General features: G+C 69.4%; 19 protein-coding genes and 1 pseudogene. 15 read left to right on the top strand and 5 right to left on the bottom strand.

Annotated features, from left to right (window positions below):
• The first annotated feature begins 460 nt into the window (after window positions 1–460).
• Both nrdR and ACKTSN_RS12930 read left to right on the top strand, forming a co-directional pair.
• Window positions 461–1,012, top strand: a complete 552-nt coding sequence (gene nrdR / locus ACKTSN_RS12935; protein WP_409469260.1) for a transcriptional regulator NrdR — start codon at window positions 461–463, stop codon at window positions 1,010–1,012.
• 161 nt (window positions 1,013–1,173) lie between these two features.
• A complete protein-coding gene (locus tag ACKTSN_RS12930) occupies window positions 1,174–4,068 on the top strand; it encodes a vitamin B12-dependent ribonucleotide reductase (protein ID WP_409469259.1) in 2,895 nt (964 codons plus the stop codon).
• 250 nt (window positions 4,069–4,318) lie between these two features.
• On the opposite strand, the gene ACKTSN_RS12925 is transcribed toward ACKTSN_RS12930, so the two are convergent.
• Entirely contained in the window at window positions 4,319–4,852 is a 534-nt protein-coding gene (locus ACKTSN_RS12925) for a TerD family protein (RefSeq protein WP_409469258.1), read from the bottom strand.
• Between the two features lie 150 nt (window positions 4,853–5,002).
• On the opposite strand from ACKTSN_RS12925, the gene ACKTSN_RS12920 reads away from it, so the two are divergent.
• The 3 genes from ACKTSN_RS12920 to ACKTSN_RS12910 all read left to right on the top strand — a co-directional run bounded on the left by ACKTSN_RS12920 (window position 5,003) and on the right by ACKTSN_RS12910 (window position 7,301).
• Window positions 5,003–5,608 carry a YdbC family protein gene (locus tag ACKTSN_RS12920; RefSeq protein WP_409469257.1) on the top strand — a complete coding sequence of 202 codons (606 nt, stop codon included), beginning with the start codon at window positions 5,003–5,005 and terminating at the stop codon, window positions 5,606–5,608.
• A gap of 118 nt (window positions 5,609–5,726) precedes the next feature.
• Entirely contained in the window at window positions 5,727–6,386 is a 660-nt protein-coding gene (locus ACKTSN_RS12915) for a histidine phosphatase family protein (protein ID WP_224735657.1), read from the top strand.
• A 12-nt stretch (window positions 6,387–6,398) separates the two neighbouring features.
• The gene (locus ACKTSN_RS12910; RefSeq protein WP_409469256.1) at window positions 6,399–7,301 is read left to right on the top strand and encodes an ADP-ribosylglycohydrolase family protein; all 903 of its coding nucleotides are present in this window, start codon (window positions 6,399–6,401) and stop codon (window positions 7,299–7,301) included.
• A gap of 430 nt (window positions 7,302–7,731) precedes the next feature.
• Here the strand turns inward: ACKTSN_RS12910 and ACKTSN_RS12905 are convergent, their stop codons facing one another.
• Window positions 7,732–9,279 carry an MFS transporter gene (locus ACKTSN_RS12905; protein ID WP_409474816.1) on the bottom strand — a complete coding sequence of 516 codons (1,548 nt, stop codon included), beginning with the start codon at window positions 9,277–9,279 and terminating at the stop codon, window positions 7,732–7,734.
• Window positions 9,280–9,476: 197 nt separating this feature from the next.
• Between ACKTSN_RS12905 and ACKTSN_RS12900 the strand changes: the two genes are divergently transcribed.
• The 3 genes from ACKTSN_RS12900 (at window position 9,477) to ACKTSN_RS12890 (ending at window position 11,591) form a co-directional block, all read left to right on the top strand.
• Complete coding sequence (locus tag ACKTSN_RS12900) at window positions 9,477–10,100, top strand: TetR/AcrR family transcriptional regulator (RefSeq protein ID WP_409469255.1); 624 nt, start codon at window positions 9,477–9,479, stop codon at window positions 10,098–10,100.
• Window positions 10,101–10,182: 82 nt separating this feature from the next.
• Window positions 10,183–10,884, top strand: a complete 702-nt coding sequence (locus ACKTSN_RS12895) for a ribonuclease HII (protein ID WP_409469254.1) — start codon at window positions 10,183–10,185, stop codon at window positions 10,882–10,884.
• A 68-nt stretch (window positions 10,885–10,952) separates the two neighbouring features.
• On the top strand, window positions 10,953–11,591 hold the full coding sequence (locus ACKTSN_RS12890) for a hypothetical protein (protein ID WP_409469253.1): 639 nt from the start codon (window positions 10,953–10,955) through the stop codon (window positions 11,589–11,591).
• A gap of 192 nt (window positions 11,592–11,783) precedes the next feature.
• Here ACKTSN_RS12890 and ACKTSN_RS12885 read toward each other — a convergent pair whose 3' ends face one another.
• Both ACKTSN_RS12885 and ACKTSN_RS12880 read right to left on the bottom strand, forming a co-directional pair.
• Window positions 11,784–12,419 carry a hypothetical protein gene (locus ACKTSN_RS12885; protein ID WP_409469252.1) on the bottom strand — a complete coding sequence of 212 codons (636 nt, stop codon included), beginning with the start codon at window positions 12,417–12,419 and terminating at the stop codon, window positions 11,784–11,786.
• A 245-nt stretch (window positions 12,420–12,664) separates the two neighbouring features.
• Complete coding sequence (locus ACKTSN_RS12880) at window positions 12,665–14,830, bottom strand: RecQ family ATP-dependent DNA helicase (protein WP_409469251.1); 2,166 nt, start codon at window positions 14,828–14,830, stop codon at window positions 12,665–12,667.
• A gap of 189 nt (window positions 14,831–15,019) precedes the next feature.
• Here ACKTSN_RS12880 and ACKTSN_RS12875 point away from each other — a divergent pair, with 189 nt between their 5' ends.
• The 7 genes and pseudogenes from ACKTSN_RS12875 (at window position 15,020) to ACKTSN_RS12845 (ending at window position 25,533) form a co-directional block, all read left to right on the top strand.
• The gene (locus ACKTSN_RS12875) at window positions 15,020–16,642 is read left to right on the top strand and encodes a DUF4192 domain-containing protein (protein ID WP_409469250.1); all 1,623 of its coding nucleotides are present in this window, start codon (window positions 15,020–15,022) and stop codon (window positions 16,640–16,642) included.
• A 106-nt stretch (window positions 16,643–16,748) separates the two neighbouring features.
• Window positions 16,749–17,920 (top strand): annotated as a pseudogene (locus ACKTSN_RS12870) (amylo-alpha-1,6-glucosidase); the annotation flags it as partial.
• A gap of 170 nt (window positions 17,921–18,090) precedes the next feature.
• On the top strand, window positions 18,091–18,849 hold the full coding sequence (locus tag ACKTSN_RS12865) for an NUDIX hydrolase (protein WP_129801069.1): 759 nt from the start codon (window positions 18,091–18,093) through the stop codon (window positions 18,847–18,849).
• A 125-nt stretch (window positions 18,850–18,974) separates the two neighbouring features.
• Complete coding sequence (locus ACKTSN_RS12860) at window positions 18,975–21,479, top strand: ATP-binding cassette domain-containing protein (protein WP_431197148.1); 2,505 nt, start codon at window positions 18,975–18,977, stop codon at window positions 21,477–21,479.
• Window positions 21,480–21,641: 162 nt separating this feature from the next.
• Window positions 21,642–22,529, top strand: coding sequence for a FadR/GntR family transcriptional regulator (locus ACKTSN_RS12855; RefSeq protein ID WP_409469248.1), 888 nt, complete (start codon window positions 21,642–21,644; stop codon window positions 22,527–22,529).
• Between the two features lie 481 nt (window positions 22,530–23,010).
• On the top strand, window positions 23,011–24,549 hold the full coding sequence (locus tag ACKTSN_RS12850) for an RNA polymerase sigma factor (RefSeq protein ID WP_409469247.1): 1,539 nt from the start codon (window positions 23,011–23,013) through the stop codon (window positions 24,547–24,549).
• Between the two features lie 135 nt (window positions 24,550–24,684).
• Window positions 24,685–25,533: a S1 family peptidase gene (locus ACKTSN_RS12845; RefSeq protein ID WP_409469246.1), complete on the top strand. Its 849-nt coding sequence runs from the start codon at window positions 24,685–24,687 to the stop codon at window positions 25,531–25,533.
• A gap of 119 nt (window positions 25,534–25,652) precedes the next feature.
• Here ACKTSN_RS12845 and ACKTSN_RS12840 read toward each other — a convergent pair whose 3' ends face one another.
• A complete protein-coding gene (locus ACKTSN_RS12840) occupies window positions 25,653–25,883 on the bottom strand; it encodes a DUF7455 domain-containing protein (protein WP_409469245.1) in 231 nt (76 codons plus the stop codon).
• Between the last annotated feature and the right edge of the window lie 299 nt (window positions 25,884–26,182).

Here is a 26,182-nt window from a genome sequence, read left to right as displayed (position 1 = left end):
CGATCGCATGCCTGGGTGTATGGCTAACGCGGTGCCCTGCGGACAAAAGCGCCCATTGCTGTACTCTTCACCGCCGGGTGGTGCCCTCGTGGGGTGTGGTCCAGTCTGCCATCCAGCGCCCCGTCAACCGGGTAGCGGCCCCCGTCTGTGCGGGAGTCCCACGGCTTCTCCCTGTGGCGCCCACCGTATCTCCCCACGGGCTGCCGCGGTACGTCTGCCCGGCTCCGTGTCCGGCGTGGCGCACGCGCGCGTGGCGCGTGATGATTCCGCGCCCGACACGCGTGACAGGGTCGATGTAAGAGCCAATCCCCACATCTAGTGGTTGGATAGCAGTAGCGGCCCAGAAGTTGTGGTCCCCCCGGTCTTCGAGCCTCTGTTGATCGCCTATGCTTGTGGTCGCTTCGAGGGGCCCAAGGGCCTGCTGAGGCTATTGAGTCTGCTGTGAGGAGGGTTGGAGTTCATGCACTGCCCCTTCTGCAGGCACCCCGACAGCCGTGTTGTCGACAGTCGTACGACCGACGACGGCACGTCGATCCGTCGGCGCCGCCAGTGCCCTGACTGCTCCCGTCGTTTCACGACCGTGGAGACGTGCTCGCTCATGGTGGTCAAGCGGTCCGGAGTCACCGAGCCTTTCAGCCGTACCAAGGTCATCAATGGCGTGCGCAAGGCATGCCAGGGACGGCCTGTCACCGAGGACGCACTCGCCCAGCTCGGCCAGCGGGTCGAGGAGGCGGTGCGCGCCACCGGGAGTGCCGAGCTGACCACCCATGACGTGGGGCTGGCCATACTCGGCCCACTACAGGAGCTCGACCTCGTCGCCTACCTGCGATTCGCGTCCGTCTACCGGGCGTTCGAGTCGCTGGAGGACTTCGAGGCGGCGATCGCGGAACTCAGGGAAAAGCCGGAACACCCCGCCGCGGACGACGAAGACGGCGGCCAGGGGAGCCAGGAAGACGACCGCGGGTCCGGGGGGACTGCTCAGGTCCCCGAGCCCGCAGTCGCCGCCGACTGATCGACGGGGCCGGTCCCGGACGTGGCTCCGGATCCGGCCGGTCGGCGGCGATGAAGGCCTGTTGCGGGCGGCAGCGCGAGGACCCGCAACACAAGACAGAACACCGTGCCACGGGAACATCCGGGCACTTCAGGGCGTTTTAGCCCGTACAGGGAGGCGGCATGACAGAGACGGCGAGCGGTCCGGCACGGAGTTCCCGCGCCAAGGGCGCCAAGGCGACCAAGGGGCTGCGTATCGAGCGCATCCACACCACCCCCGGCGTACACCCGTACGACGAGGTGGCCTGGGAGCGCCGTGACGTCGTCATGACCAACTGGCGCGACGGCTCGGTCAACTTCGAGCAGCGTGGCGTCGAGTTCCCCGACTTCTGGTCGGTGAACGCGGTCAACATCGTCACCAGCAAGTACTTCCGTGGTGCCGTCGGCACCCCGCAGCGCGAGACCAGCCTCAAGCAGCTGATCGACCGCATCGTGAAGACGTACCGGAAGGCCGGCGAGGACTACAAGTACTTCGCCTCGCCCGCCGACGCCGAGATCTTCGAGCACGAGCTGGCGTACGCCCTCCTGCACCAGATCTTCAGCTTCAACAGCCCCGTGTGGTTCAACGTCGGCACGCCCCAGCCGCAGCAGGTCTCGGCCTGCTTCATCCTGTCCGTCGACGACTCCATGGAGTCGATCCTCGACTGGTACAAGGAAGAGGGCATGATCTTCAAGGGCGGCTCCGGTGCCGGCCTGAACCTCTCCCGCATCCGTTCCTCCAAGGAACTGCTCTCCTCTGGCGGCAACGCCTCCGGCCCGGTCTCCTTCATGCGCGGTGCCGACGCCTCTGCAGGAACGATCAAGTCCGGTGGCGCCACTCGCCGCGCCGCCAAGATGGTCATTCTCGACGTCGACCACCCCGACATCGAGGACTTCATCGAGACCAAGGTCAAGGAAGAGGAGAAGATCCGCGCCCTGCGCGACGCGGGCTTCGACATGGACCTCGGTGGCGACGACATCACGTCCGTCCAGTACCAGAACGCCAACAACTCGGTCCGAGTGAACGACGAGTTCATGAAGGCGGTCGAGCAGGGCGGCAAGTTCGGCCTCCGCGCGCGGATGACCGGCGAGGTCATCGAGGAAGTCGACGCCAAGTCCCTGTTCCGCAAGATGGCCGAAGCCGCCTGGGCCTGTGCCGACCCGGGCATCCAGTACGACGACACCATCAACCACTGGCACACCTGCCCGGAGTCCGGCCGTATCAACGGCTCGAACCCCTGCAGCGAGTACATGCACCTGGACAACACGTCCTGCAACCTCGCCTCGCTGAACCTGATGAAGTTCCTCAAGGACGACGGCAAGGGCAACCAGTCCTTCGAGGTCGAGCGCTTCGCCAAGGTTGTCGAGCTCGTCATCACGGCGATGGACATCTCCATCTGCTTCGCGGACTTCCCGACCCAGAAGATCGGCGAGAACACGCGCGCGTTCCGTCAGCTCGGCATCGGCTACGCCAACCTCGGCGCCATGTTGATGGCGACCGGCCACGCGTACGACTCCGACGGCGGCCGCGCCCTGGCCGGTGCCGTCACGTCCCTCATGACCGGTACGGCCTACCGCCGCTCCGCCGAACTCGCCGCGGTCGTCGGCCCGTACGACGGCTACGCCCGCAACGCGTCCGCCCACAACCGCGTCATGAAGCAGCACGCCGACGCCAACGCCGAGGCCGTCCGCATGGACGACCTGGACACGCCGGTCTGGGCCGCCGCCACGGAGGCCTGGCAGGACGTGCTGCGCCTCGGCGAGAAGAACGGTTTCCGTAACTCCCAGGCGTCCGTCATCGCCCCGACCGGCACCATCGGCCTGGCGATGTCCTGCGACACCACCGGCCTCGAGCCTGACCTCGCCCTGGTCAAGTTCAAGAAGCTGGTCGGCGGCGGCTCGATGCAGATCGTCAACGGCACCGTCCCGCAGGCCCTGCGCCGCCTGGGCTACCAGGAGGAGCAGATCGAGGCGATCGTCGCCCACATCGCCGAGCACGGCAACGTGATCGACGCCCCGGGTCTCAAGCACGAGCACTACGAGGTGTTCGACTGCGCCATGGGCGAGCGGGCCATCTCCCCGATGGGCCACGTCCGCATGATGGCCGCGATCCAGCCGTGGATCTCCGGCGCCCTGTCCAAGACGGTCAACATGCCGGAGACGGCGACCGTCGAGGAGGTCGAGGAGATCTACTTCGAGGCCTGGAAGATGGGCATCAAGGCCCTGGCGATCTACCGCGACAACTGCAAGGTCGGCCAGCCGCTCTCCGCCAAGACCAAGGAGAAGGAGAAGGCCGAGATCACGGAGAAGGCCGAGGCCACGATCCGTGAGACGGTCGAGAAGGTCGTCGAGTACCGCCCGGTCCGCAAGCGCCTCCCGAAGGGACGTCCTGGCATCACCACGTCGTTCACCGTCGGCGGCGCCGAGGGCTACATGACCGCCAACTCCTACCCGGACGACGGTCTCGGCGAGGTCTTCCTGAAGATGTCCAAGCAGGGATCGACCCTCGCGGGCATGATGGATGCTTTCTCCATCGCCGTCTCGGTGGGCCTGCAGTACGGCGTGCCGCTGGAGACGTACGTCTCGAAGTTCACGAACATGCGCTTCGAGCCGGCCGGTATGACGGACGACCCGGACGTGCGGATGGCCCAGTCGATCGTCGACTACATCTTCCGCCGCCTGGCGCTCGACTTCCTGCCCTTCGAGACGCGTTCCGCGCTCGGCATCCACTCCGCCGAGGAGCGCCAGCGTCACCTGGAGACCGGTTCGTACGAGCCGCTGGAGGAGGACGTCGACGTCGAGGGTCTGGCCCAGTCGGCGCCGCGCGCCCAGGAGCTCAAGGCCGTCGCCACGCCGAAGGCCGACATCGAGGCGGCCAAGCCGGCTCCGAAGCAGGCCCACACCAGCGCCGAGCTGGTGGAGATGCAGCTGGGCATTCAGGCCGACGCCCCGCTGTGCTTCTCCTGCGGTACGAAGATGCAGCGGGCCGGCTCCTGCTACATCTGTGAGGGATGCGGCTCGACCAGCGGCTGCAGCTGAAGTCTGAGCGGAATCGCGTGGGTTGCAGCACTCGACGTAGCGCCTGTACGTCGTTGATCAGCGCCTGGTGAGTCTGGTGAAGGGGATCAACCACTGGTTGGTCCCCTTCACTGCGTCGAGGCGACCAGGCGCTGCATACCCGTACGCCTGGCACCAGCTATGAAGGACGCCCGGGGGGTGGTCAAGGGTGAGGGGCGTCCGCCGGACTTGGCGGGCGCCCCTCGTCTTCGTGCGGCCGGCTGAAGAGACGTCAGGGCTTGAGGGGCGCGCCCATCGTCCTCGTGAAGGTGGCCGGATCGTCCTCGAAGCCATGGACTCCGGCGTGGAAATCCCACACGCGCGTGTCGTCGCGCACGAACTCGGCGACCTTGGCCGCCGTGGAACCGAGGACCTCTCCGAAGTCGTCCACGGCCAGGTCGGTGTAGCCCTCGCGGATCCGCAGGGCCGGGTTGATCACGCTGACGAAGGTCCGGCGTGCCGGACGCTGCTGGATGATGACGCCGACCACCACGCGCGCGTAGCGGGCATCGAGCCGGTCGAGCTCCGCGGTCAGGATCTCGTCCCAGCCGAAGCCCTTGCCGTCCTTGCTGTCCCGGTTGAGGTAGATGGTGCCGTCCGGGGAGCGGCTGTCGAAGTGCACCACATAGGCGGGATCGCCGTACGGGTCGCTCGCCAGGTAGGTGGCGGCGACTATGTCCATGTCGGTGGGTGGCTGCCCCACTGGACTGGGGTCCCACTTCAGCGCGATCTCGACCTTGTGGATTCCCTTGCTGATGCCGTTCATCAGTCGTCCCCCTTCCCCGAGTGCCCGCAGCCCGAACTGCGGGGCGGCCAAAGCCGGTTGTCCATCCTGCCACGCGCGCGGAGAAGCGTGCGCGGTTCCTGTCCGCGCGAGGGTGACCGGCGCCACGCTCCGTGGCCTTACGATGGCGCGGTGCTGGTCAAGTGGATTCGCTGCACCGTGGTGGACCGCCGCGGGTTCGAGCGGGGGCAGCGAAAGTGGGCGGGGCTTCTGGGGGAGCCGGGATTTCGGGGACAGGGCGGGGGCTGGAGCCGGGGGCGTCCTGCGGTGGCCCACATCTTCGCGTTCTGGGAAAGCCGTGCCTTCTACGACTCGTTCATGGCCCGCTCCCACGACCGGCTTGCGGCGGCTCAGTCGGGAACGTTCAAGGACGCCCAGGTCAGGTTGTTCGACTACCGCTTCGATGTGAAGACCGGCTTCGAACCGCGCTTCACGGACGCCGACCTGGTCCGGGTGGCCCTCTGCCGTGTCCGCAAGGAGCGCGTCGAGAACTTCACGCTGATGCAGGAGAAGGTCTGGAACCCCGCGATGGCCGGCTCGCCCGGGATGATTCGTGGACTGTTCGCCGAGGCGCCGGGGCACGAGTTCATGGTTCTGTCGATGTGGCGGTCGGCCGCCGAGCACGGCAAGTACCGCACCGAGCGCGTGGAACGCCTCGCTCTGCGGGCCCAGACGGAAGCGGACGTCGCCGCGCTCACGGGCGACATCGTGGAGCTGGAACCGGCTTGGACGGTTTGATTTCTGGACGCGCCAATCGTGCGCCCTGTGTGGCGCATGGTGCGGGAACTGTGTGACCTACGCCGTATGGTGCCCGTCCGAGTGCTCGACATGCCGTCACCCGATCTAGTGTTTTGGCATGGCACGACCACGGCGCATCGTCCTTGTCCGGCACGGCGAGTCAACGGGCAATGTCGATGACTCCGTGTACGAGCGTGAGCCCGACCACGCGCTGGCCCTGACCGAGCGGGGCTGGCGGCAGGCCGAGGAGACGGGTAAGCGGCTTCGCGAGCTGTTCGGGCGCGAACGCGTCAGCGTGTACGTCTCCCCGTACCGCCGGACACACGAGACACTCCGTGCCTTCCACCTCGACCCGGACCTCATACGCGTGCGGGAGGAGCCCCGGCTGCGCGAGCAGGACTGGGGAAACTGGCAGGACTGCGACGACGTACGGCAGCAGAAGGCCTACCGCGATGCGTACGGGCACTTCTTCTACCGCTTCGCACAGGGTGAGAGCGGCGCAGACGTGTACGACCGGGTCGGCGGCTTCCTGGAGAGCCTGTACCGCAGTTTCGAGGCCCCCGACCATCCACCGAACGTGCTGCTCGTGACGCACGGTCTGGCCATGCGGCTGTTCTGCATGCGCTGGTTCCACTGGACGGTCGCGGAGTTCGAGTCGCTGTCGAATCCCGGGAACGGGGAGATGCGGATGCTCGTTCTGGGGGACGACGGCAAGTACGTGCTTGACCGGCCGTTCGAACGCTGGCGAGATCCGGAACCGTACGGGATCAACGGATAGAGTGGCAGGGCGATGACTGACTCCTCTCCCGACGGGCGCCTGGACCGCGCCCTGGGCAGCTTGCGCGGACTTTCGGTGGGGGACGCGCTGGGCTCCCAGTTCTTCGTGCCGGTGAACTACCCGCTGCTCAAGCGCCGAGAGCTGCCACCCGGACCCTGGCCGTGGACGGACGACACGGAGATGGCCTGTTCCGTGGTCGCCGTGCTCGCCGCCCACCGGCGCATCGACCAGGACGCACTGGCCCGCTCCTTCGCGGAGCACCACGACTTCGACCGGGGGTACGGACCCGCAGTCAACCGGCTTCTCAGGCTCGTCCGGGAAGGTGGTGACTGGCGGGAGCTCGCCGCCGCGCTGTTCAACGGGCAGGGATCCTGGGGCAACGGCGCCGCGATGCGGATCGCCCCACTGGGCGCCTGGTACGCGGACGACCCGGAGCAGGCCACGCACCAGGCCGAGATCTCCGCGTACACCACACACCAGCACCGTGAGGCCGTGGTCGGCGCCATGGCGGTCGCAGCGGCCGCCGCCCTGGTCGCCGCTCCCGGCGGGCCGCCCAGTGCCGAGTCGCTCCTGGACGACGTCATCGCGCTCGTGCCGAAGAGCGCGGTCGGCGCAGGTCTGCGTCGCGCCCGGGACATGCTCGACTACGGCGACGCTGCCACGGTCGCGGCCGTGCTGGGCTGCGGACGGCGTACGACGGCTCATGACACGGTGCCCTTCGCCCTGTGGTCGGCGGCACGCACCCTCGGCGACTACGAGGCGGCATTCTGGACGACGGTGCAGGTCGGCGGGGACGTGGACACCACCTGCGCCATTGTCGGCGGCGTGATCGCCTCGGGGAAGGCGGGGACGCCGCCGGCGGAATGGGTGGGGCGGACGGAGGCTCTGCCGGACTGGATGTCGGTGTCGGCATAGCGCGGGCTGTGTCCCCCTGTCACCGACGCGGCTCGCCACCGAGTTGGCTCAGCCCTTCGAAACTCTCTGTGCATTCCGGGAACTCTCTGTGACCGCGGGCTCGTTGTAGTGGCATCTGCTGTGCGCAGACTGCACATCGGTACACACGAGCGCTGTAGGGGTGGTCATGGAGGTGTTGCCGGTGCTGTTTCTCCTGCTCGGTGTTGCGGCCACCGCGCGGAGCGTCCATTTGCTGGTTCCGTCGGACGCTGCCGCTGCGACTCCCGGTTGGTGGGGCGGTGTACGGAGGTCCGGACCGCCGCTCCCGCCGTCGGTCCGCCGGACAGGTATCAGTCGTGCGCGGCCTGTCGCGGGCCGGCCGGTCGGCCGCGGACGCACCCCCGTGGCGCCCGTCGACCAGCCGCCCAGACCGGCCCGCACTCGTCTTCCGTCAGCCGCCCATAGGGCCGGCAGTACCGGCGAGCGCATCCAGGTCGCTCTTGCGTACCCGGATCACCCACCACGCGGTGACGGTGGCGAGGACGGCCATGGCAACGGCCGGGATGAACGCCGTCGAAATACCCTGTGCGAGCACCTCATGCCCCCAGGGCGCGGGCAGCTGGTGCGTCTGCGCGAACTCTGCCTTCTGCGCGGCCGAGCCGTCGGCGAGGAAGTGCGGAATCTGCTTCTCCGCCTCGTCCTTGCTGGCCGCGCCGAACACAGTGGTGAGGATGGACAGGCCCAGCGAACCGCCCACCTGTTGCGTGGCATTGAGCAAGCCGGACGCGGCGCCCGCCTCGTGCTGGGCGACACCGGAGACCGCAGTCACCGTCGCCGTGACGAAGTTCAGGCCCATGCCGAAGCCGAACACCAGCATCGGGCCCAGGACTCCGCCTGCATACGAGCTGTTGGGGCTGATGAACGTCTGCCAGGCGAGCCCTACCACTACGGCGGCCGAGCCGACGAGCATGAACGGCTTGGGGCCGAGCACGGGGAGGAAGCGCTGCGAGAGACCCGCTCCGACCACGATCGCGACTGTGATGGGAAGAAAGGCCAGGCCTGCCTGGATCGGGCTGAACCCCAGCACGTTCTGCACGAACAGAACGATGTAGAAGAACATGCCGAACATGGCCGCTGCCAGGCTCAGCATGATCACGTATGTCCCGGAGCGGTTGCGGTCGGCGAACATCTTCAGCGGGGTGATCGGCTCGTTCGCCCGCATCTCGATGAACACGAAGGCGACCAGCAAGACCAACGCCGCACCGAAGGACGCGAGGGCCACATTGTCCCGCCAGCCCTCCTCCGCCGCGCGGATGAAGCCGTACACCAAGGACGCCATGCCTATGGTCGAGGTCAGCGCGCCCGCGATGTCGAAGCGCCCGGGGTGTCGTTCGGACTCGCTTATGTAGAGCGGTGTGAGTACGGCGATCAGTACACCGATCGGTACGTTGACGAAGAGCACCCAGCGCCAGTCGAGCCACTCCGTGAGCATCCCGCCGGCGAGCAGACCGATGGCGCCACCGCCCGCGGACACGGCGGCGAAGACACCGAAGGCGCGATTCCGCTCCGGCCCCTCGGCGAACGTGGTGGTGATCAGGGCCAGCGACGTCGGCGACGCGATCGCGCCACCCACGCCCTGCAGAGCACGCGCGGCCAGCAATTGCCAGGGTTCTTGGGCGATTCCGCCCAGCAGCGAGGCGAAGGTGAACAGCAGGATGCCAGCCATGAAAACCCGGCGCCGACCGAGGATGTCACCCGCCCGGGCGCCGAGCAGCAGCAGACCGCCGAAGGTCAGCGTGTACGCGCTGACCACCCAGGTGAGGTCGGTGGTGCTGAACTCGAGTGCGGTTTGAATGTGCGGAAGCGCGATATTCACAATCGTCGCGTCGAGGACCACCATGAGCTGGCAGGCCGCGATGACGGTGAGCGCGATGCCGGGATGGCCCTGCCGACGGGCAGTACCCGGTTTCCGGTCTTGGATCAATGGAGAGGTCGTCACTATGGTCCCCCACAAATAGCTTAGTGAACGCAAGCGTTCACTATCGCCGCCAACGGTAGTGACTCCCCAGTAGTGAACGCAAGCGTTCACTTAAGTTGCCATCGCGTCGCGCCGTCCCCGCCGCTGCTGCGTGGCACGTCCCCCTATCCCCAATCCCGCTTCGAATCCCCGCTTCCCTGTTCGTTGGAGACACTCGGATGGTTACTTCGCGCTGGACGGCCGCCCCTGCTCAGGCGGCCACTCCCCGTCGGCGCGGTGCCGTACTCGAACGCGCGATCCTCAAGGCCGCGCTGGAGCAGCTCAGTACGGTCGGCTGGAACGGCCTCACGATGGAGGGCGTGGCCGCCGGAGCCCATACCGGCAAGGCTGCGGTCTACCGCCGCTGGCCGTCCAAGGAGGACCTCGTCGCGGACGCACTTCAGGCCGGACTGCCGCGCATTGATGCTGCCCCCGACCTGGGAAGTGTGCGCCAGGATCTGGTGGCCCTGTGCCGCCAAGCGCGCGACGCCATGTATTCGCGGCCCGGCTCGGCCTTGCGCTCTGTGATTCACGAATGCGACACCCTGCAAGCTGAACGCTTCCATGACGTGATCGTCGAGGGTGTCGTGGAGCCAATGATCAGTCTGCTCCGCGAGGTGATCAACCGTGGAATCGAGCGGGGTGAGGTCCGATCCGACGCTGCGAACGGATACGTCTACGACGCCATCCCGGCGATGATGATGTATCGGTCAAAGGTATGCGCGAGCGAATGGAGCGACCGGGACATCGAGGAGATGGTTGAGCAGTTGATGGTTCCGCTGCTCCGGCAGACGGGTGTCTGACACCGGGTTGTTCGGCTGTCAGCCCGGCTCCGGGTGACCGGGGTGTCGTAGGCAGTTGCGGGCGGCGTAATCTAAGGGCGCCATGCCGTACGAACCGCCTACTCACACCGTCGAGCGCTCCCTTCGCGCCACGACCGGAGCGAAGATCATTGCCGGTGTCGACGAGGTGGGGCGCGGCGCTTGGGCCGGTCCTGTCACGGTCTGCGCGGCGGTCACCGGACTGCGCCGCCCTCCCGGGGGTCTCACCGATTCCAAACTGCTCACGGTCAAACGACGGACCGAACTCGCCGAGGAACTGCGGAACTGGGTGACCTCGTACGCCCTGGGGCACGCCTCTCCGGAGGAGATCGACGGCGTGGGCATGACGGCGGCGCTGCGGCTCGCGGCGGTGCGTGCCCTGGAGGGGCTGCCGGTTCGGCCCGACGCGGTGATCCTTGACGGGAAGCATGACTATCTCGGAGCCCCGTGGAAGGTCCGTACGGTGATCAAGGGTGATCAGTCGTGCGTGGCCGTCGCTGCGGCTTCGGTGATCGCCAAGGTTCAGCGCGACAAAATGATGGCCGAACTGGGTATCGACCATGCAGACTTCGGTTTTGCGGACAACGCCGGGTATCCGTCGCCCGTGCACAAGGCCGCACTGGCGGAGCGGGGCCCCACCCCGTACCACCGGTTGTCGTGGGCGTATCTTGATGCGCTGCCCCAGTGGCGGCACCTCAAGAAGGCCCGCAGCTGGGCGGACGGGAGCGTTCCGGAGATCGAGGGCCAGCTCGGCTTCGATTTCTGACGGTCCCGGTCGCACGTATGTGCCACCCACCGGCGCAAGCCGTACCAACGTTTGATAGACATCAACTCATGCCTCTCATCCCCGAGGAGCCTCAGATTCACGAGAGTGCCCAGGGTCCCCGCGCCACGCCGGCCAACGGCCGCACCGCGCCGACCCCCCGTCCCGTACCCGGCCCCCGCCCCGCGGCTCCGCCGCGTCCTGGTCGTCCCGGCCCTCTCCGGCCCGCGCAGCAGGCGCAACGTACGCCCCACGGGGGTGCGCCCAAGCCCGGGCCTGCAGGCCCTGCAACCCACGCTGCCCTCGCTCGGTCCTCGGCGACCCCGCAGATCCAGCTGATCCCGGCTTCGGCCGAGGGTGCGCTCGACGCTGCAGAGGAAGCCGTGGACCTGCTCCTGGAGTCGGGTCGTGCCCCTGGTGACGTGCTGGTGATCACCACCGGTGAGCCGCACCCGTGGGCCGCCCACGAGCTGTCCTTCGGCGAGGCGTCCTACTGGGCGCAGCACGATGCGCGCGACGACGTCTTCTATGCCGACGCCGCCGTGGCTGGTCGTGCCGCGTCCCGGCCCGTGGTCGTGGTCGCCGTCAACGGTGGCTCCGACGCCGCTGCCGCCGGCGCCCTGCCGCTGGCTCTCGGCCGGGCCAGCGCCCTGCTGATCGTCTGCGGCGACCCGCAGCAAATCAACTCGCTGCTGGGCGCGGGCGTCTGAGCCCGCCCCGGCAGGTCCCGGGGCGGGCCCGCGCAGGAGCCGCCCCGTCGGCTCGGCGGCTGCACGGCGGTGACTTCGGCATGCGCGGACGACTGGGCGGGCGTGTGCCTCCGGCCGGTCGGCGCACGTACTCGGTCGGTGCGTCTGGTCAGGCGCCGTAGTGCCTGTGACCGGACCTGATGTCCGCCGACTTCAGCGGGCCGCCGCGCGGCGCAGGACCTCGGAGGCGGCACCACCGGTGCGTGGCGGTGGGGCCGGTGCCTCAGACGTGGCAAAGGGCTCGGGTGCCGAGTCGGCGCTGGGGCGGCGTCCGCCGCGGCCCTCACCGAGGACCTGCCAGCCGTCGCGCGTGAGCGTGATGTAGGCACCACAGCGCAGCCCGTGCAGCGTGCAGGCGTCACGCAGGCCCCACATCCATGCGCCGTCCTCCTCCGTCCAACGCGCGTCGCCCTCGCGGCAGTAGAGCAGCACGGCGGTGCGCACCGGAGTGCGGCGGCGCAGATCGTGCGGGATGACCCGGCGCAGTTGGGCCAGCAGCGCGTTGCGGAACATCCAGCCGTCGGCGGGGGCCGGACGCCGAGTGAACGAGGCACTTGCCCGCAGTCGTTCGTCGGCGTCGAGCACGGCCACGATCGCCGTTGCCGGCCTGGGGTGGTGCCGTGCGTGCAGTCCACTGACGACCTCACGGGGGTTGCGCAGCAGGGGAATACCGGCGGCAGCCCACTCCGCGGGTTCCAGCAGGCGGGCCACGGGGTTGGTGGAGGCGGCGGACAGGTCGGCTGACGTCGACGTGGATGCCGCGGAGGACGGAGCGAATCCGAAGGTCACGATCCTCCCTTCGGCTACGCGCCCACACTGCGGGCGGGGTCTGGTTCGGGGGAGCGCACACCGCAGCGGAGCCGTACCTGATCACGGATGAGCCGTGCGGGGAGCGGACTTCAATTCTTCCTGTCGAACTGGGATGCGGCAACGAGCAATTGGGGCCGCCGACCCTTAATGCGCGGACTGTGGCTTATATCCGTACCCAGTGGGGTGTTGAGTAACGCCTGGGTGGACGGCACAGGTACACCTGGTCAACTCTGCACGCCCAGAACCAGAGGCAGCACCTCCTGCGCGCCGGCACGCCGCAGCATGCGCGCCACGACCGCGAGGGTCCAACCCGTCTCCGTGAAGTCGTCCACGAGGAGGACGGAGCCGCGGTTCTCGGTGAGCGCTGCGCTGAGGGGTGGCGGTACGGTCAGCGCTCCGTCGAGTGCCTTGAGGCGTTGGGCGCTGTTGCTCCGTGAGACCGGGGAAGCGTCGACCGCGTACTCCACCGATCCCAGCAGCGGCAGTCGGCCGACCTCCGTGATGCGCGCACCCAGAGAGTGGATCAGCACGGGGCGAGTGCGGGAGGCGACGGTGACCACGCCGATGGGACGAGCCGGGGCGTCAGCCGCCCCCGAGGCCCAGCCCCCGGGCCCTTTTGCCCAGTCGGCCAGTACGCCGACCACGGCCCTTGCCACATCGTCCGGCACGGGACCGTCAGGTGCCTGCGGGGCGAGGACCGGCCGCAGCCGGTTGCCCCAGCCGATGTCCGACAGCCGCCCCAGCGCCCGCCCCGAGGCGGCTTGTTCACCGGCCGGGATACGCCCCTTGAGATCGATTCCGATCGCCGGCAGTCCCGTCGGCCACATACGGCGAGGTTCCACCTCGACGCCCGCCCGCCCCAGGTCGACGCGCGCGGCGTCCAGCGCGCCGGTCGACGTGTCCGCGGCGAAGCGCGCGCCCGCGCAGTTGTCGCAGCGCCCGCAGGGTTTGGCACCCTCGTCGTCGAGCTGGCGCTGCAGGAACTCCATGCGGCATCCCGTCGTCGCCGCGTAGTCACGCATCGCCTGCTGCTCGCCCCTGCGCTGCCGGGCGACCCAGTCGTAACGCTCCGAGTCGTACGTCCACGGCTGCCCCGTGGCGACCCAGCCGCCCTTGACTCGCCGTACCGCACCGTCCACGTCGAGGACCTTGAGCATGGTCTCCAGGCGGGAGCGGCGCAGCTCCACGAGTGGTTCCAGGGCGGGCAGCGACATGGGCCGCTCCGCGCGCGCGAGGACGTCCAGAGTGCGGCGCACCAGGTCTTCGGAGGGGAACGCAAGGGAGGCGAAGTACTCCCAGATGGCTTCGTCCTCCTTCCCGGGCAGGAGGAGGACCTCGGCGTGCTCCACGCCGCGACCGGCGCGCCCGACCTGCTGGTAGTAGGCGATGGGGGAGGACGGTGAGCCGAGGTGAATGACAAAGCCGAGGTCGGGTTTGTCGAAGCCCATGCCGAGGGCTGACGTGGCGACCAGCGCCTTCACCTTGTTGGCGAGCAGATCGTCCTCGGCCTGCTGGCGTTCGGCGTTCTCCGTCTTTCCGGTGTACGAGGAAACGGTGTGCCCACGGTGGCGCAGAAAGGCGGTGACCTCCTCGGCGGCGGCCACGGTGAGCGTATAGATGATCCCCGAGCCCGGCAGCTCGTCGAGGTGGTCTGCGAGCCAGGCCATCCGGTGCGCGGCGTCCGGCAGCGGCAGCACACTGAGGCTCAGGCTCTCCCGGTCCAGTGGGCCGCGCAGCACCAGGGCGTCCGACGTGCCACCCGTGCCGAGCTGCTCAGCGACGTCCGCCGTCACGCGCGCGTTGGCAGTGGCGGTCGTGGCGAGTACGGGCACACCGGTCGGCAGATGGGTGAGCATGGTTCGCAGCCGGCGGTAGTCCGGACGGAAATCGTGGCCCCAGTCGGAGATGCAGTGGGCCTCGTCCACGACGAGAAGGCCGGTCGCGGCCGTGAGTTCGGGGAGCACCTGATCCCGGAATTCCGGGTTGTTGAGCCGCTCCGGGCTGACGAGTAGGACGTCGACCTGGCCGGCGGCGATCTCCGACTGAATGGCGTCCCACTCCTCGGTGTTCGAGGAGTTGATGGTCCGTCCGTGGATTCCGGCTCGGGCCGCGGCCTCGACCTGGTTGCGCATCAGCGCCAGCAACGGAGAGACGATCACGGTGGGGCCGCTGCCGCGGGCCCGCAGCAGTGAGGTCGCCACGAAGTAGACCGCGGACTTACCCCACCCCGTGCGCTGGACGACCAGGGCCCGGCGGCGGTCGGCGACCAGCGCCTCGATCGCCCGCCACTGGTCCTCGCGCAGCCGGGCCGCGCCTGTGGCGTCCCCGACAAGGCGGGCGAGGACCGCGTCGGCGTTCGTGCGGAGATCCGCGTTGCTCGTGTGCTCCATGCGTCCCATACAACAGGACGGCACTGACAAACGGGCTGGGCGTGGGCGGTCGGGCGCTGGGGACATCTGGGCCGTGCGAGTGCGATGGCGTCTGCCGTGGATGTGCGGCGGGCCGCGGTATGACGTGTCCCTGACTGGACTTATCCACAGGCGCAAGCGGAATTCTGCGATCCGCGAGATCGTCGGCGCATGACGAACCACGGCGAAACCACTGGATCCTTCGAAAACGATGACACCACCGGGCGGGAGGGACGACAGCGCCCCAACAGCCATGGGGCGCCCGACGGCCACACACAGCACCTTCACCACACCGAAAAGGTCGAATCCGCCGCGTACGACGCACCTGCCGACACGCATCGCGTCACGCTGCGCACCCCGGCCGAGCTGGCCGATGCCCTGCCGTACCTGCTCGGTTACCGCCCCGAGGGCAGCATCGTGCTTGTCGCCCTCCACGACCGTGACGGACGCGGCAGGTTCGGCGGCCGGGCCCGGCTCGGTATTCCGGAGAATCCGGACGACTGGGTGCCCGTGGCCTCGCAGCTGGCGCACGGGCTGGTGACAGGAAGCGAACGCCGAGGTGCCCGCCCCGAACAGATGGTGGCCTACCTCTGCCAGGAACCGGGCAAGGGCGAAACAGGCAGGCAGGTCATGGAGCGGCTCCGCCCGCTGGCTCAGAACCTGCGCGTGGAGTGCGGCCTCCTCGACGTACCGGTGATCGAGGCCCTGTGCATTTCGGACGGCCGCTTCTGGTCGTACTGCTGCGAGAACGAGCGATGTTGCCCCGTCGAAGGCCTGCCGATGGGAATGCCCGGCACCTCCGTCCTCGCCGCCGCGGCCACCTACGCCGGGATTCAGGTGCGCGGCACCCTCCGTGAGCTGCGGGCGAGGCTCCTGCCTTGGGAAACCGCCGCAGCCCTGGAGCAGGAGGTCGCCCTGGACACCGCCAGCATGTCCCTCGTCCCCAGGATCCTGGACGAATCCAGTCGCGTGTGTGTGGCCGACGAGACATTGCAGCTGGCCGAACGGGTCATGAGCCGTCTCGTCGCGGCGCCGCCCGTCTCCGGCGCGCTCAGGGCGGACCTTCGCGACGACGATCTGCTCGGACACCACGAAGCCGCAGCGCTGATTCTGGGCCTGCAGGACCGCACCACCCGCGATCGCGCAGCCGAGTGGATGGAGGGCGACGAAGCCGCCCCCGCACTCCGGCTCTGGCGTGCGCTGGCCCGCCGCTGTGTCGGACCCTATGGCGAACACGCCGCGGCGCCTCTCACCCTCGCGGGCTGGGTCGCGTGGTCGACCGGGGACGACATCGAGGCCCGGGAGGCGCTCGCCATGGCGCTGGGTGCGGACCCCAGCTATCTGTTCGCCCGCCTCCTGCACCAGGCCGTCAACGAAGGACTGGATCCGGAGTCGATCCGCCGCTGCCTGCGCGCGGAACGCGAGGGCAGTGCTCGTGGCGCAGCCGAGCGACTTGACAGGCCCCAGGACACCGAATCCGCGGTGAGCCGCGACGCCGACGGATCCGAACCCGCGCCCACGCCCGGGACGGCTACGGGACCGACGTCTCGGCAGAAGCGCCCAGCACTTCCCTCCGGTGTCAGCGGGCGCCCCTGCTCGTCGGGGGTGTCGGCATGCGAGGACAAGGGGAGTGCCGGCAAGCCTCGTGCAACGCCGAAGGGTGGCACGGGGCCGGGGACAGGGCGGAGCGGCGGTACACGTCCGCGCGCGGTCGGGAAGGCAACGCTGCGGCGTCGCGGCGCCCGTAAGTGGGGCGTGGGTTCTGGTGGCAGCCGTATCGAGGGGGACGCGTGAGCGACTGGCGGGAGGGTACGGGTATGCGTCGTTGGACCGGCGCCTTCCCGTCGGGGGAGAGGAAGCCGCCCCCCATGCCCCAGCCGACGCCCACGATCCAGGGCCATACCTCGCAGCCGGGGCGCCGTGGCGCTGTGGCCTGGCCCTGGCCGCAGCTCGGATGACGCTGCCACTCGGCACCCGGCTCGCAGCGGGCACGTTGTGCTTGGTCGCCCGCGTGCAACTCGGGGGCTCTGGCCGGCAGGCCGGAATGATTCCCGGGCCGCGCCGGGATGCCGGCGAGCACTTGCCGCCGGGCTGCACCGGCACCGAGGCCACGCTGCTCTTCCCCGTGTTGCTCGCGGAGGCCCGTCGATGGGGACTGCCGGAGAACGAAACGGAAGAGCTGCTGCCGACGGCAGAACATTGCCTCGCCTGGCTGCGGACCACGGTGGGCGACGGCGCATACCGTGGTCCGCAGCCCGGTGGTCCCGTGCGTTCCGAGACACAGGCGCATGCCCACCGTTCGGCTCTGCTCGGTGCCGACCTGCTCGACGCGTGCGGCAGACCGGGCGGCGCCGGGTTGCGGGAGTGGGCCTGGGCACTGAGGTCGGCCTTCCGGGAGGACTTCTGGCTCGACGGTCTCGGGGGCGGCGGGTCGGCAGCCGTCCGCACGCCGGACGGCCGCTCCGTGCCGCACCTCGGGGCAGCCGCCGTCCACCTGCTCGACACCCCGGCCTGCTGGGCGGGGGAGAGCGAGCGCCCGGGCTGCTCGACCGGGTCCAGACCGAACAGCTGGCCCGACTCCTCGGCAGCCCGGCACTGGATTCGGGCTGGGGGCTGCGCGGACTGGGCGTCCGGGAAGCGGGCTACAACCCGTTCGGCCACCGCGGCGGCGCCGTGCGGGTCCACGAGACGGCTGTCGCTGTCGCGGGCCAGGCTGCCACCGGGTATGAGAAGGAGGCGAGTTCGCTGCTGCGAGGCATCCTCGCGGCGGCCGAGACCTTCGGCTACCGGCTGCCCGAGATGTACGCCGGAGAGCCGCAAACCAACGGGAGCGCCCCTCTTCCCCACCCCGCTGCCTGCCGCCCCGCAACCACGACGGCGGCATCAGCTGTCCTGCTGCTCACCACCCTCGTCGGCATCCGTCCCGATGCCCCGGCGGGCACCGTCACACTGCGTCCCATGCGCAGCGCGCCGCTCGGCGAGGTCGGCCTGACGGGACTGCGGGTCGCGGAGGCCCCCTTCTCCGCACGGGTCAGCCACCTCGGCCTCGCCATGGTCGAGGAAGCGGCCGACGCGGCGACCAGGCGTGCGACCCGCACGTCAACGACCGTGACCTCGAGTGATGCGTCCGCGCACGACGGCCGGGAGCTGCGGGGAGACCCCTGCTGCACGGATCCGGACCAGCCGCCGATGCGGCCGACGAAGGGAGTGTTTATCGTCAGGCAGACGACTATGATCGCGACATGCCCTACGACCCGTCAGCCTTTCCGCCCTTTGCCGTCACCGTGGACCTGGTCGTGCTGACCGTGCGCCGCCATGCTCTGTGTGCGCTGGCGGTACGCAGGGGTGAGCCGCCGTTCCAGGGGCGCTGGGCGCTTCCCGGCGGCTTCGTGCGGGCCGACGAGGATCTGGCGCAGGCCGCCGCACGCGAGCTTGCCGAGGAGACGGGGTTGCGCGTCCATGATCCCTCCGTCCCTGCCCAGGACAACGGCGCTCATCTGGAACAGCTCGCGACGTACGGCGACCCCAAGCGGGACCCCCGGATGCGTGTGGTCAGCGTCGCCCATCTCGCGCTCGCCCCCGACCTGCCCGCACCGCGCGCCGGCGGCGACGCCAGCAACGCGCGCTGGGCGCCGGTCGAGGAACTGCTGCAACAGGGCGGCTACGGCCGCGACGGCGAACCGGTGGCCCCACTCGCTTTCGACCACGCCCAGATCCTCTCGGACGGCGTGGAGCGTGCCCGGTCCAAGATTGAGTACTCGTCCCTGGCCACGGCGTTCTGCCCGCCCGAGTTCACCGTCGGCGAGCTGCGCCGCGTCTATGAGGCGGTGTGGGGTGTGGCGCTCGATCCCCGCAACTTCCACCGCAAGGTGACGGGCACGCCCGGCTTCCTCGTCCCCACCGGCGGTACGACCACACGTCAGGGCGGCCGCCCGGCCCAGCTCTTCCGCGCGGGCGGTGCCACGCTCCTGAACCCGCCGATGCTGCGTCCGGAAGTGTGACGCCGGCTCCAGCCAACGGGCAGCCGACCGGAGGTGCACGGAAGGGCCAACACGGGTTGATCCATCCGATCACGCTCGTGTACTGGAGTCATTGATGCCCGAAAAATCCGAAATGGCCCGCTATCTTGCTACAGGTGATCCAGGCATTCGGACTGACCAGCAATCCCCGCAAGGGCCTTCCGCCTGCCGTCGACGACGTCTCCTTCGAAGCGCGCGCCGGCTGCGTCACCGCGCTGCTCGGCGACCCTGGTGCGGGTAAGACGACCGCGCTCAGACTGATGCTCGAACTCCAACAGGGTCGCGGAGTCACCTACTTCAGAGGCCGCCCGCTCCATCGCATCGCTCATCCCTCGCGCGAAGTCGGTGTCCTGCTGGGCGATGTGCCGGGGCACCCGGGCCGAACGGTCCGCAGCCACCTCAGGATGCTGTGCGCCGCCGCCGGGATCTCGGTCCGGCGTGCCGACGAAGTCCTCGAGGTGGTCGGTCTCGTCAGCCTGAGCGAGGAACGACTCGGCACGCTCTCCCGAGGCATGGACCGCCGGCTCGGCCTGGCCTGCGCCCTGTTGTCCGATCCCCACACCCTCGTGCTCGACGAGCCCTCCGACGGACTCTCGGCGCGGGAGAGCCGCTGGCTGTACGGCATGCTGCGCGCGCACGCGGGCCAGGGCGGTACGGTCCTGGTCACCACGGCCGACCCCAAGGAGGCCGCGCGTACCGTGGACCGCGTCGTCACGCTGGAGCGGGGCAGGCTCGTCGCCGACCAGGAGGCGACCGAGTTCGCCCGTACCCGGCTGCGGCCACGTGTCGCCGTTCGCAGTCCGCAGTCCGCCCGGCTCGCCGCCTTGCTCACCAGGGAGGCCCGGACGGCGCAGCGCTCCGTCGAGGTCGTACAGGAACGCGGTAATCGTCTCTCCGTGTACGGCAGCACCTGCGCCGATGTCGGCGAGACGGCGTACCGGCACAGCATCCTCGTGCTCCAACTCGCCGACGAAATCGGAGACATGGGGCCGGGCGCGGGAGCGGCCGCTCCGGAGGAGCCGCAGGCGGTCCATGAGCGGTCGGCCACCGCGGAAAGGCCCGACCCGGAGACGTGCCGGACGGCCCACCTTCCGCAAGGGCCTGACGGTTCGTCATGCAGCCGCACTGCCACGCACTCGGCAACTGTCGACAAAACGCCTCCCGATGCGACTCCGGCGACAACGCCCGCCACCACCCCCTCGTCGGGCAGCCCCACGCCCCACGCCACAACGCCGCACGCCGACGCCGACCCCGACGCGGACTCGGTCCCCGGCCCTCGGTCGGATGCCGCGGCTTCCCAGGGCACGGTCGCCACCCCCTCGGCCGGCCACACCCCGCACGCCGACGCCGATCACGGAGCGGACTCGGTCCCCGGCCCTCGGTCGGATGCCGCGGCTTCCCAAGGCACGGTCGCCACGTCCCACGCCACGACGTCCCCCCCGGCCGGCCACACGCCACACGCCGACGCCGACCACGGAGCGGACTCGGTCACGGCCCCCCGGCCGGATGCCGCCGCATCCCAGGCCACAGCCCGCACGTCGCCCCCCGCCCCGTCCTCGACGACAAACCACTCACCCAACCACTCACCGCACCCCGACGCGTCGACAGGCCCGGAGTCACAACGCCCCACATCCGTGGTCACGCCCTCCGCGAAGCAACCCGCTCACCCCACCCCCACTACTGCCCACCGCCCTCCACCCGCCGCTCGCGCCACCCCATCCGCCGCTCGCCCCGCCTCGGCCGCCACCGACCCGGCCCCCTCGCCCGCCCACCTCGCCCCAACCGCCCCTCATATCCCCGACGCCCTCCCTCCGCTCCCACCCCCCATCTCCGTCCGCCCAGCTCCCAGCCCCCTCCGCCCTCTGCGATACGAGCTGCGGCGGGCCGTCGGAGTGAGTACCGGATTTGTCACCGGGGCCGTCGTGCTCGTCGTGTCCGCGCTGACCGCCGTATTTCTCGCCGGCGTCGGACACACACCACAGGCACGCCTCCTCGCCGCATGGCCGCAGCAAGTGCCGCTGCCGCCCGCGGCGCTCGGTGCGGGCCTGCTCGGGGCGCTGGCCTTCGGAGACGAGTTCCGCTACCCCGCACTGGCGGCGGACCGCGGCACGGTGCCCCGCCGGCTGGGGCTGCTCGCCGCCAAGCTCCTCGTCTCCGCGGCCACTGCGCTGATCCTGGCCGTCCTCACGTTGGGCTGCGACGCCGAAGTGCTCTATCTCGTATACGGACGGGAGCTCGTGCGGGTTCCCTCGGACTGGCTCTCCCTGACCGCGAGTTGGCTCGGGCTCACGGTGGGATGTGCCTGGGCCGGTGTGCTGGCCGCCGGCGTCTTCCGGTCCGCAGCGGGCGGGCTTGCCGCAGTGGTCGCCGTGCCGATTGTCGTCGTACCCCTCGTACAAAAGGCCTTCGAGGGGCCTTCCGTGCGGACCGCGGCCGGTCTTCCCATGCGGGCGCGCGAGCTGTTCCTGCTGCAGTGGCCCTTCGGGGGAGAGCGCTATCTGTCCGCCTTGGCCCGGGTGATTGCCCAACCCGTGGGCGGCGCCCTGACATTGTCCCTGACCGCTCTGCTCTGCGCGTTTCTGCTCATGACCCTACGGAGCAGGACCCGATGACCACCGTCCGCACCCTTCCGGTCCCGGACTGTGCACAACTCCCTCGGGAAAGCCCATTTCTTTCCGATAAGGCGTCAATTGCGACGGGGTGAGCGATCACCCTTTCGTGTGCTTTTCACCAAAGACCTCAAGGCAGTTGAAGAGGGCGCCGACAAAGGATCCGTGAGTACCCTTGCGCACACCATGATGACCCCCGCCCGCTCCGCAGACTCCGGCCTCTCCGGCCCGGGCGAAGCCGACCGCTACCCCTACGCCGAGGCCCCTGCCCCCGACCGCGTCGGCGCCCCCGCCTGGGAGGGCGCGGACCCCGAGCTGGGCCGTGCGGGCCGGCGCGCCGCGGGCAGCCGCGGGCGCGGACTGCACGGCCAACTCGTCCAGCAGCTGGGCCAGATGATCGTCTCAGGCGACCTCGGGGCCGACCGTCCGCTGGTGCCCGAGGAGATCGGCCAGCGCTTCGAAGTCTCCCGCACCGTCGTCCGTGAGTCGCTCCGCGTCCTGGAGGCCAAGGGCCTGGTCAGTGCCCGCCCCAACGTGGGCACGCGCGTGCGTCCCGTCAGTGACTGGAACCTGCTCGACCCGGACATCATCGAATGGCGGGCCTTCGGGCCGCAGCGTGACGATCAGCACCGCGAGCTGAGCGAGCTACGGTGGACGATCGAACCGCTCGCCGCGCGGCTGGCCGCCGGGCACGGACGCGAGGACATCCAGCAGCGGCTGGCCGACATGGTGGAGATCATGGGCCACACCCTGGGACGGGGTGACGCGCTCACCTTCGCTCGCGCCGACGCCGAGTTCCACTCGCTGCTCATCCAGGTCGCGGGCAACCGCATGCTGGAGCACCTCTCCGGCATCGTCTCCGCCGCCCTCCAGGTGTCGGGCGGCCCGGCCACGGGCTGTGACCGGCCGAACGAGACCTCCCTGGCCCACCATGGCCGCATCGTCGACGCCCTGGCCACCGGCGACGGTGCCGCGGCCGAGGCGGCGATGCGGCAGCTGCTCACTGTCCACCCCGAGGTGGAGCGCGTGGTGCCCGCCCCGCGCGAGCACTGACCGCACACCGCGGGGCGTCGCGGCCGAAAGGTGTTTCCTTCCCCGGCATCTCTCGGCCGGCGAGTCGTCCTCCGTCGGACTCCGCAGGATCCTTCTCGATCCTCGGGGTCCGGCGGCGCGACGCGGTGAGGCCTTGAGGTCCGACGGTGCGAGCGGCGCGGTGACGCCTTGAGGGTGATGCCGGTCGAGGACGCCCACTGGGTGACCTCTCTGCACCCCCAGGTGTCCCTCTCTGTCTGCGTCTGACCGTTTTTGAGCGCTTACGTGGTGTGACTCGGGCCACGCGGATTGGGCGTAACGCTCGCGGCGGCACCGCGATGACCTAAGAGGTGACAGCCGCGGAGGGAATACGGACGCCATTCATGGCGCTGTGCATCTTCCCGGCCCCCGCCCGCGCCGTCGGCCATCCCCAGTCGGCGGTCGGCTCCTGTCCGCCGTGGACGGGGCCGAAGTCGTTTTCCAACATTCCGAGAGGTTGTTCGTGTCGGCCAGCACATCCCGTACGCTCCCGCCGGAGATCGCCGAGTCCGTCTCTGTCATGGCGCTCATTGAGCGGGGAAAGGCTGAGGGGCAGATCGCCGGCGATGACGTGCGTCGGGCCTTCGAAGCCGACCAGATTCCGGCCACTCAGTGGAAGAACGTACTGCGCAGCCTCAACCAGATCCTCGAGGAAGAGGGTGTGACGCTGATGGTCAGTGCCGCAGAGCCCAAGCGCACCCGCAAGAGCGTCGCAGCGAAGAGTCCGGCCAAGCGCACGGCCACCAAGACGGTCGCGGCGAAGACGGTGGCGGCCAGCAAGGCCACCGCCTCCACGGCTGCCCCCGCCGCGCGTGCCGTCGACGATCCGGCCGAGGAAACAGCGCCTGCGAAGAAGGCCGCTGCCAAGAAGACGACCGCCAAGAAGGCGGCCGCCAAAAAGACCGTCGCCAAGAAGGCGGCGCCCGCGAAGAAGACCGCCGCCAAGAAGGACGACGCCGAGCTCATCGAGGAGGAGGTGCTCGAGGAGGCCAAGGGCGGCGCGGAGGAGCCCGAGGGTACCGAGAGCGCCGGCTTCGTGCTGTCCGACGAGGACGAGGACGACGCTCCCGCCCAGCAGGTCGCCGCAGCCGGTGCCACCGCCGACCCGGTCAAGGACTACCTCAAGCAGATCGGAAAGGTCCCCCTGCTCAACGCTGAGCAGGAGGTCGAGCTGGCCAAGCGCATCGAGGCGGGTCTCTTCGCCGAGGACAAGCTCGCCAACTCCGACAAGCTCGCGCCCAAGCTCAAGCGCGAGCTGGAGATCATCGCCGAGGACGGCCGCCGCGCCAAGAACCACCTCCTGGAGGCCAACCTCCGTCTGGTGGTCTCCCTGGCCAAGCGCTACACCGGCCGCGGCATGCTCTTCCTGGATCTCATCCAGGAGGGCAACCTCGGTCTGATCCGCGCGGTCGAGAAGTTCGACTACACCAAGGGCTACAAGTTCTCCACGTACGCCACCTGGTGGATCCGTCAGGCGATCACCCGCGCCATGGCCGACCAGGCCCGCACCATCCGTATCCCGGTGCACATGGTCGAGGTCATCAACAAGCTCGCGCGCGTGCAGCGCCAGATGCTCCAGGACCTGGGCCGCGAGCCCACCCCGGAGGAGCTGGCCAAGGAGCTCGACATGACCCCGGAGAAGGTCATCGAGGTCCAGAAGTACGGCCGCGAGCCCATCTCCCTGCACACCCCGCTGGGCGAGGACGGCGACAGCGAGTTCGGTGACCTCATCGAGGACTCCGAGGCCGTGGTCCCGGCCGACGCGGTCAGCTTCACGCTCCTGCAGGAGCAGCTGCACTCCGTCCTCGACACCCTGTCGGAGCGCGAGGCGGGCGTCGTCTCGATGCGCTTCGGTCTCACCGACGGTCAGCCGAAGACCCTCGACGAGATCGGCAAGGTGTACGGCGTCACGCGTGAGCGCATCCGCCAGATCGAGTCCAAGACCATGTCGAAACTCCGCCACCCGTCGCGTTCGCAGGTGCTGCGGGACTACCTCGACTAGGTCACGGTCGTACGACGTTGAAGGCCCGGCACCCCTAGGGGCGCCGGGCCTTCGACGTGGGGCGGAGCGGGTGCGGCGCTCCGTCTACTGGATCACTCTGGGTTTCCCATGGGCACCCCAGAGTGAGGAGTACGCATGCGTCGTCCCTTTGTCCGTGCGCTGGCCCGGCCGCTCGTCCTGGCGGCCGCCCTGTCCGCGATACCGCTGGCTTCCGTCGCCCCGGCGGCCGCAGACGGCATTGTCGTGGGCGGCTTCCCGGTCGATGCCTCCGAGAGCCCCTGGGTGGTGGCCCTGTCCAGCCGTGACCGGTTCGGGGGTACGCGGTCGGGACAGTTCTGCGGCGCTGTGGCGGTCGGCCCGAAGACCGTTCTCACGGCGGCCCACTGCCTTTCCGAGGACGCGCTGGGGGCACCGCCGGAGCAGACGCGCGACCTGAAGGTCATAACGGGGCGTACGGATCTGCGCTCGGCCGAGGGCCGGGAGATCCCCATACGCGAAAGCTGGGTGAATCCGAAGTACGACAGTGAAAGCAACGCCGGGGACTTCGCCGTGCTCACCCTCGCCGAGTCGCTGCCGCGCCGCGCGGTCATGGGTATGGCCGCGGCGGGCGATCCGGCATACGAAGCCGGTACCGGCGCCATGGTCTACGGCTGGGGCGATGTCACAGGGGCCGGGGACTACGCCACCGGACTGCGGGCCGCACGCGTGCACGTGCTGCCCGACACCCTCTGCGAGGAGGTCTACCCCGGCATGGGCGGCGGCGCGTATCTGGCCGACGCCATGGTGTGTGCGGGGGAGAAGGTGGGCGGCCGGGATGCCTGCCAGGGGGACAGTGGGGGGCCGCTGGTCGCCCAGGGCAAGCTGATCGGGCTTGTGTCCTGGGGGAGCGGCTGCGGACGGGTCGGCAGCCCGGGTGTCTACACGCGGGTGTCCGACGTCATCCGGAGGCTGGGCTGGGAGAGCGCCGCACAAGAGTCGAAGTAGGGGCTCTGGCGGAGCCCGAGCGGGACCGCCTGGGACGAGGACGGGCGGCCGACCCCTGACAGCAGGGGCGGCCGCCCGGTCACCGGCATGTATCGGGCTGGCTCGTCGTGGACGGAGGGTCAGCGCTCTTCTTCGGTAGCGGTGCCCGGAACGGTGGTGAGGCGTTCCGTCTCGTCCTGTATCTCAGCGGCGATCTTCTTGAGTTCCGGCTCGAACTTGCGGCCGTGGTGGGCGCAGAAGAGCAGTTCTCCGCCGCTGAGCAGGACCACGCGCAGGTACGCCTGGGCGCCGCAGCGGTCGCAGCGATCAGCGGCCGTCAGCGGGCTCGCGGGGGTCAGAACAGTAGTCACGTCGCCTCTTCTCTAGCTCGACGAGCTGTCGTACCAGGGTCAACATCCAACCAGCCCGAAAACGTTCCCGCTCGCGGCTTTTCCTCGAAAAATTTTTCCGAGGCGGCTGTCTGCTGCCGGTTGGCGGCGAATGTGCCGTATTGCGTGTCTATGTGTCTTACGGGTTCGCGCAGTCTGTCGGTGTCGGTCCTCCCGGCTGGCTTGCCGGTTTGTTCATGAGGACGTGCCCGGAGCCTAAATGGTTCATGCCTCGAAGGGAACGTGATGTGTGCTTCACTCCATCGAGGGATCGAACGTGT

It is taken from the genome of Streptomyces flavusporus, from assembly GCF_046267975.1.
GTDB classification, from domain to species: domain Bacteria; phylum Actinomycetota; class Actinomycetes; order Streptomycetales; family Streptomycetaceae; genus Streptomyces; species Streptomyces flavusporus.
This window is presented reverse-complemented; position numbering and strand designations above follow the sequence as displayed.

What these genes read in the sequence shown, in the direction of transcription:
- nrdR (WP_409469260.1), top strand. Translation starts at nt 461, where the DNA reads ATGCACTGCCCCTTCTGCAGGCACCCCGACAGCCGTGTTGTCGACAGT.
- ACKTSN_RS12930 (WP_409469259.1), top strand. Translation starts at nt 1,174, where the DNA reads ATGACAGAGACGGCGAGCGGTCCGGCACGGAGTTCCCGCGCCAAGGGC.
- ACKTSN_RS12925 (WP_409469258.1), bottom strand. Translation starts at nt 4,852, where the DNA reads ATGAACGGCATCAGCAAGGGAATCCACAAGGTCGAGATCGCGCTGAAG.
- ACKTSN_RS12915 (WP_224735657.1), top strand. Translation starts at nt 5,727, where the DNA reads ATGGCACGACCACGGCGCATCGTCCTTGTCCGGCACGGCGAGTCAACG.
- ACKTSN_RS12910 (WP_409469256.1), top strand. Translation starts at nt 6,399, where the DNA reads ATGACTGACTCCTCTCCCGACGGGCGCCTGGACCGCGCCCTGGGCAGC.
- ACKTSN_RS12900 (WP_409469255.1), top strand. Translation starts at nt 9,477, where the DNA reads ATGGTTACTTCGCGCTGGACGGCCGCCCCTGCTCAGGCGGCCACTCCC.
- ACKTSN_RS12895 (WP_409469254.1), top strand. Translation starts at nt 10,183, where the DNA reads ATGCCGTACGAACCGCCTACTCACACCGTCGAGCGCTCCCTTCGCGCC.
- ACKTSN_RS12890 (WP_409469253.1), top strand. Translation starts at nt 10,953, where the DNA reads ATGCCTCTCATCCCCGAGGAGCCTCAGATTCACGAGAGTGCCCAGGGT.
- ACKTSN_RS12880 (WP_409469251.1), bottom strand. Translation starts at nt 14,830, where the DNA reads ATGGAGCACACGAGCAACGCGGATCTCCGCACGAACGCCGACGCGGTC.
- ACKTSN_RS12875 (WP_409469250.1), top strand. Translation starts at nt 15,020, where the DNA reads ATGACGAACCACGGCGAAACCACTGGATCCTTCGAAAACGATGACACC.
- ACKTSN_RS12865 (WP_129801069.1), top strand. Translation starts at nt 18,091, where the DNA reads ATGCCCTACGACCCGTCAGCCTTTCCGCCCTTTGCCGTCACCGTGGAC.
- ACKTSN_RS12845 (WP_409469246.1), top strand. Translation starts at nt 24,685, where the DNA reads ATGCGTCGTCCCTTTGTCCGTGCGCTGGCCCGGCCGCTCGTCCTGGCG.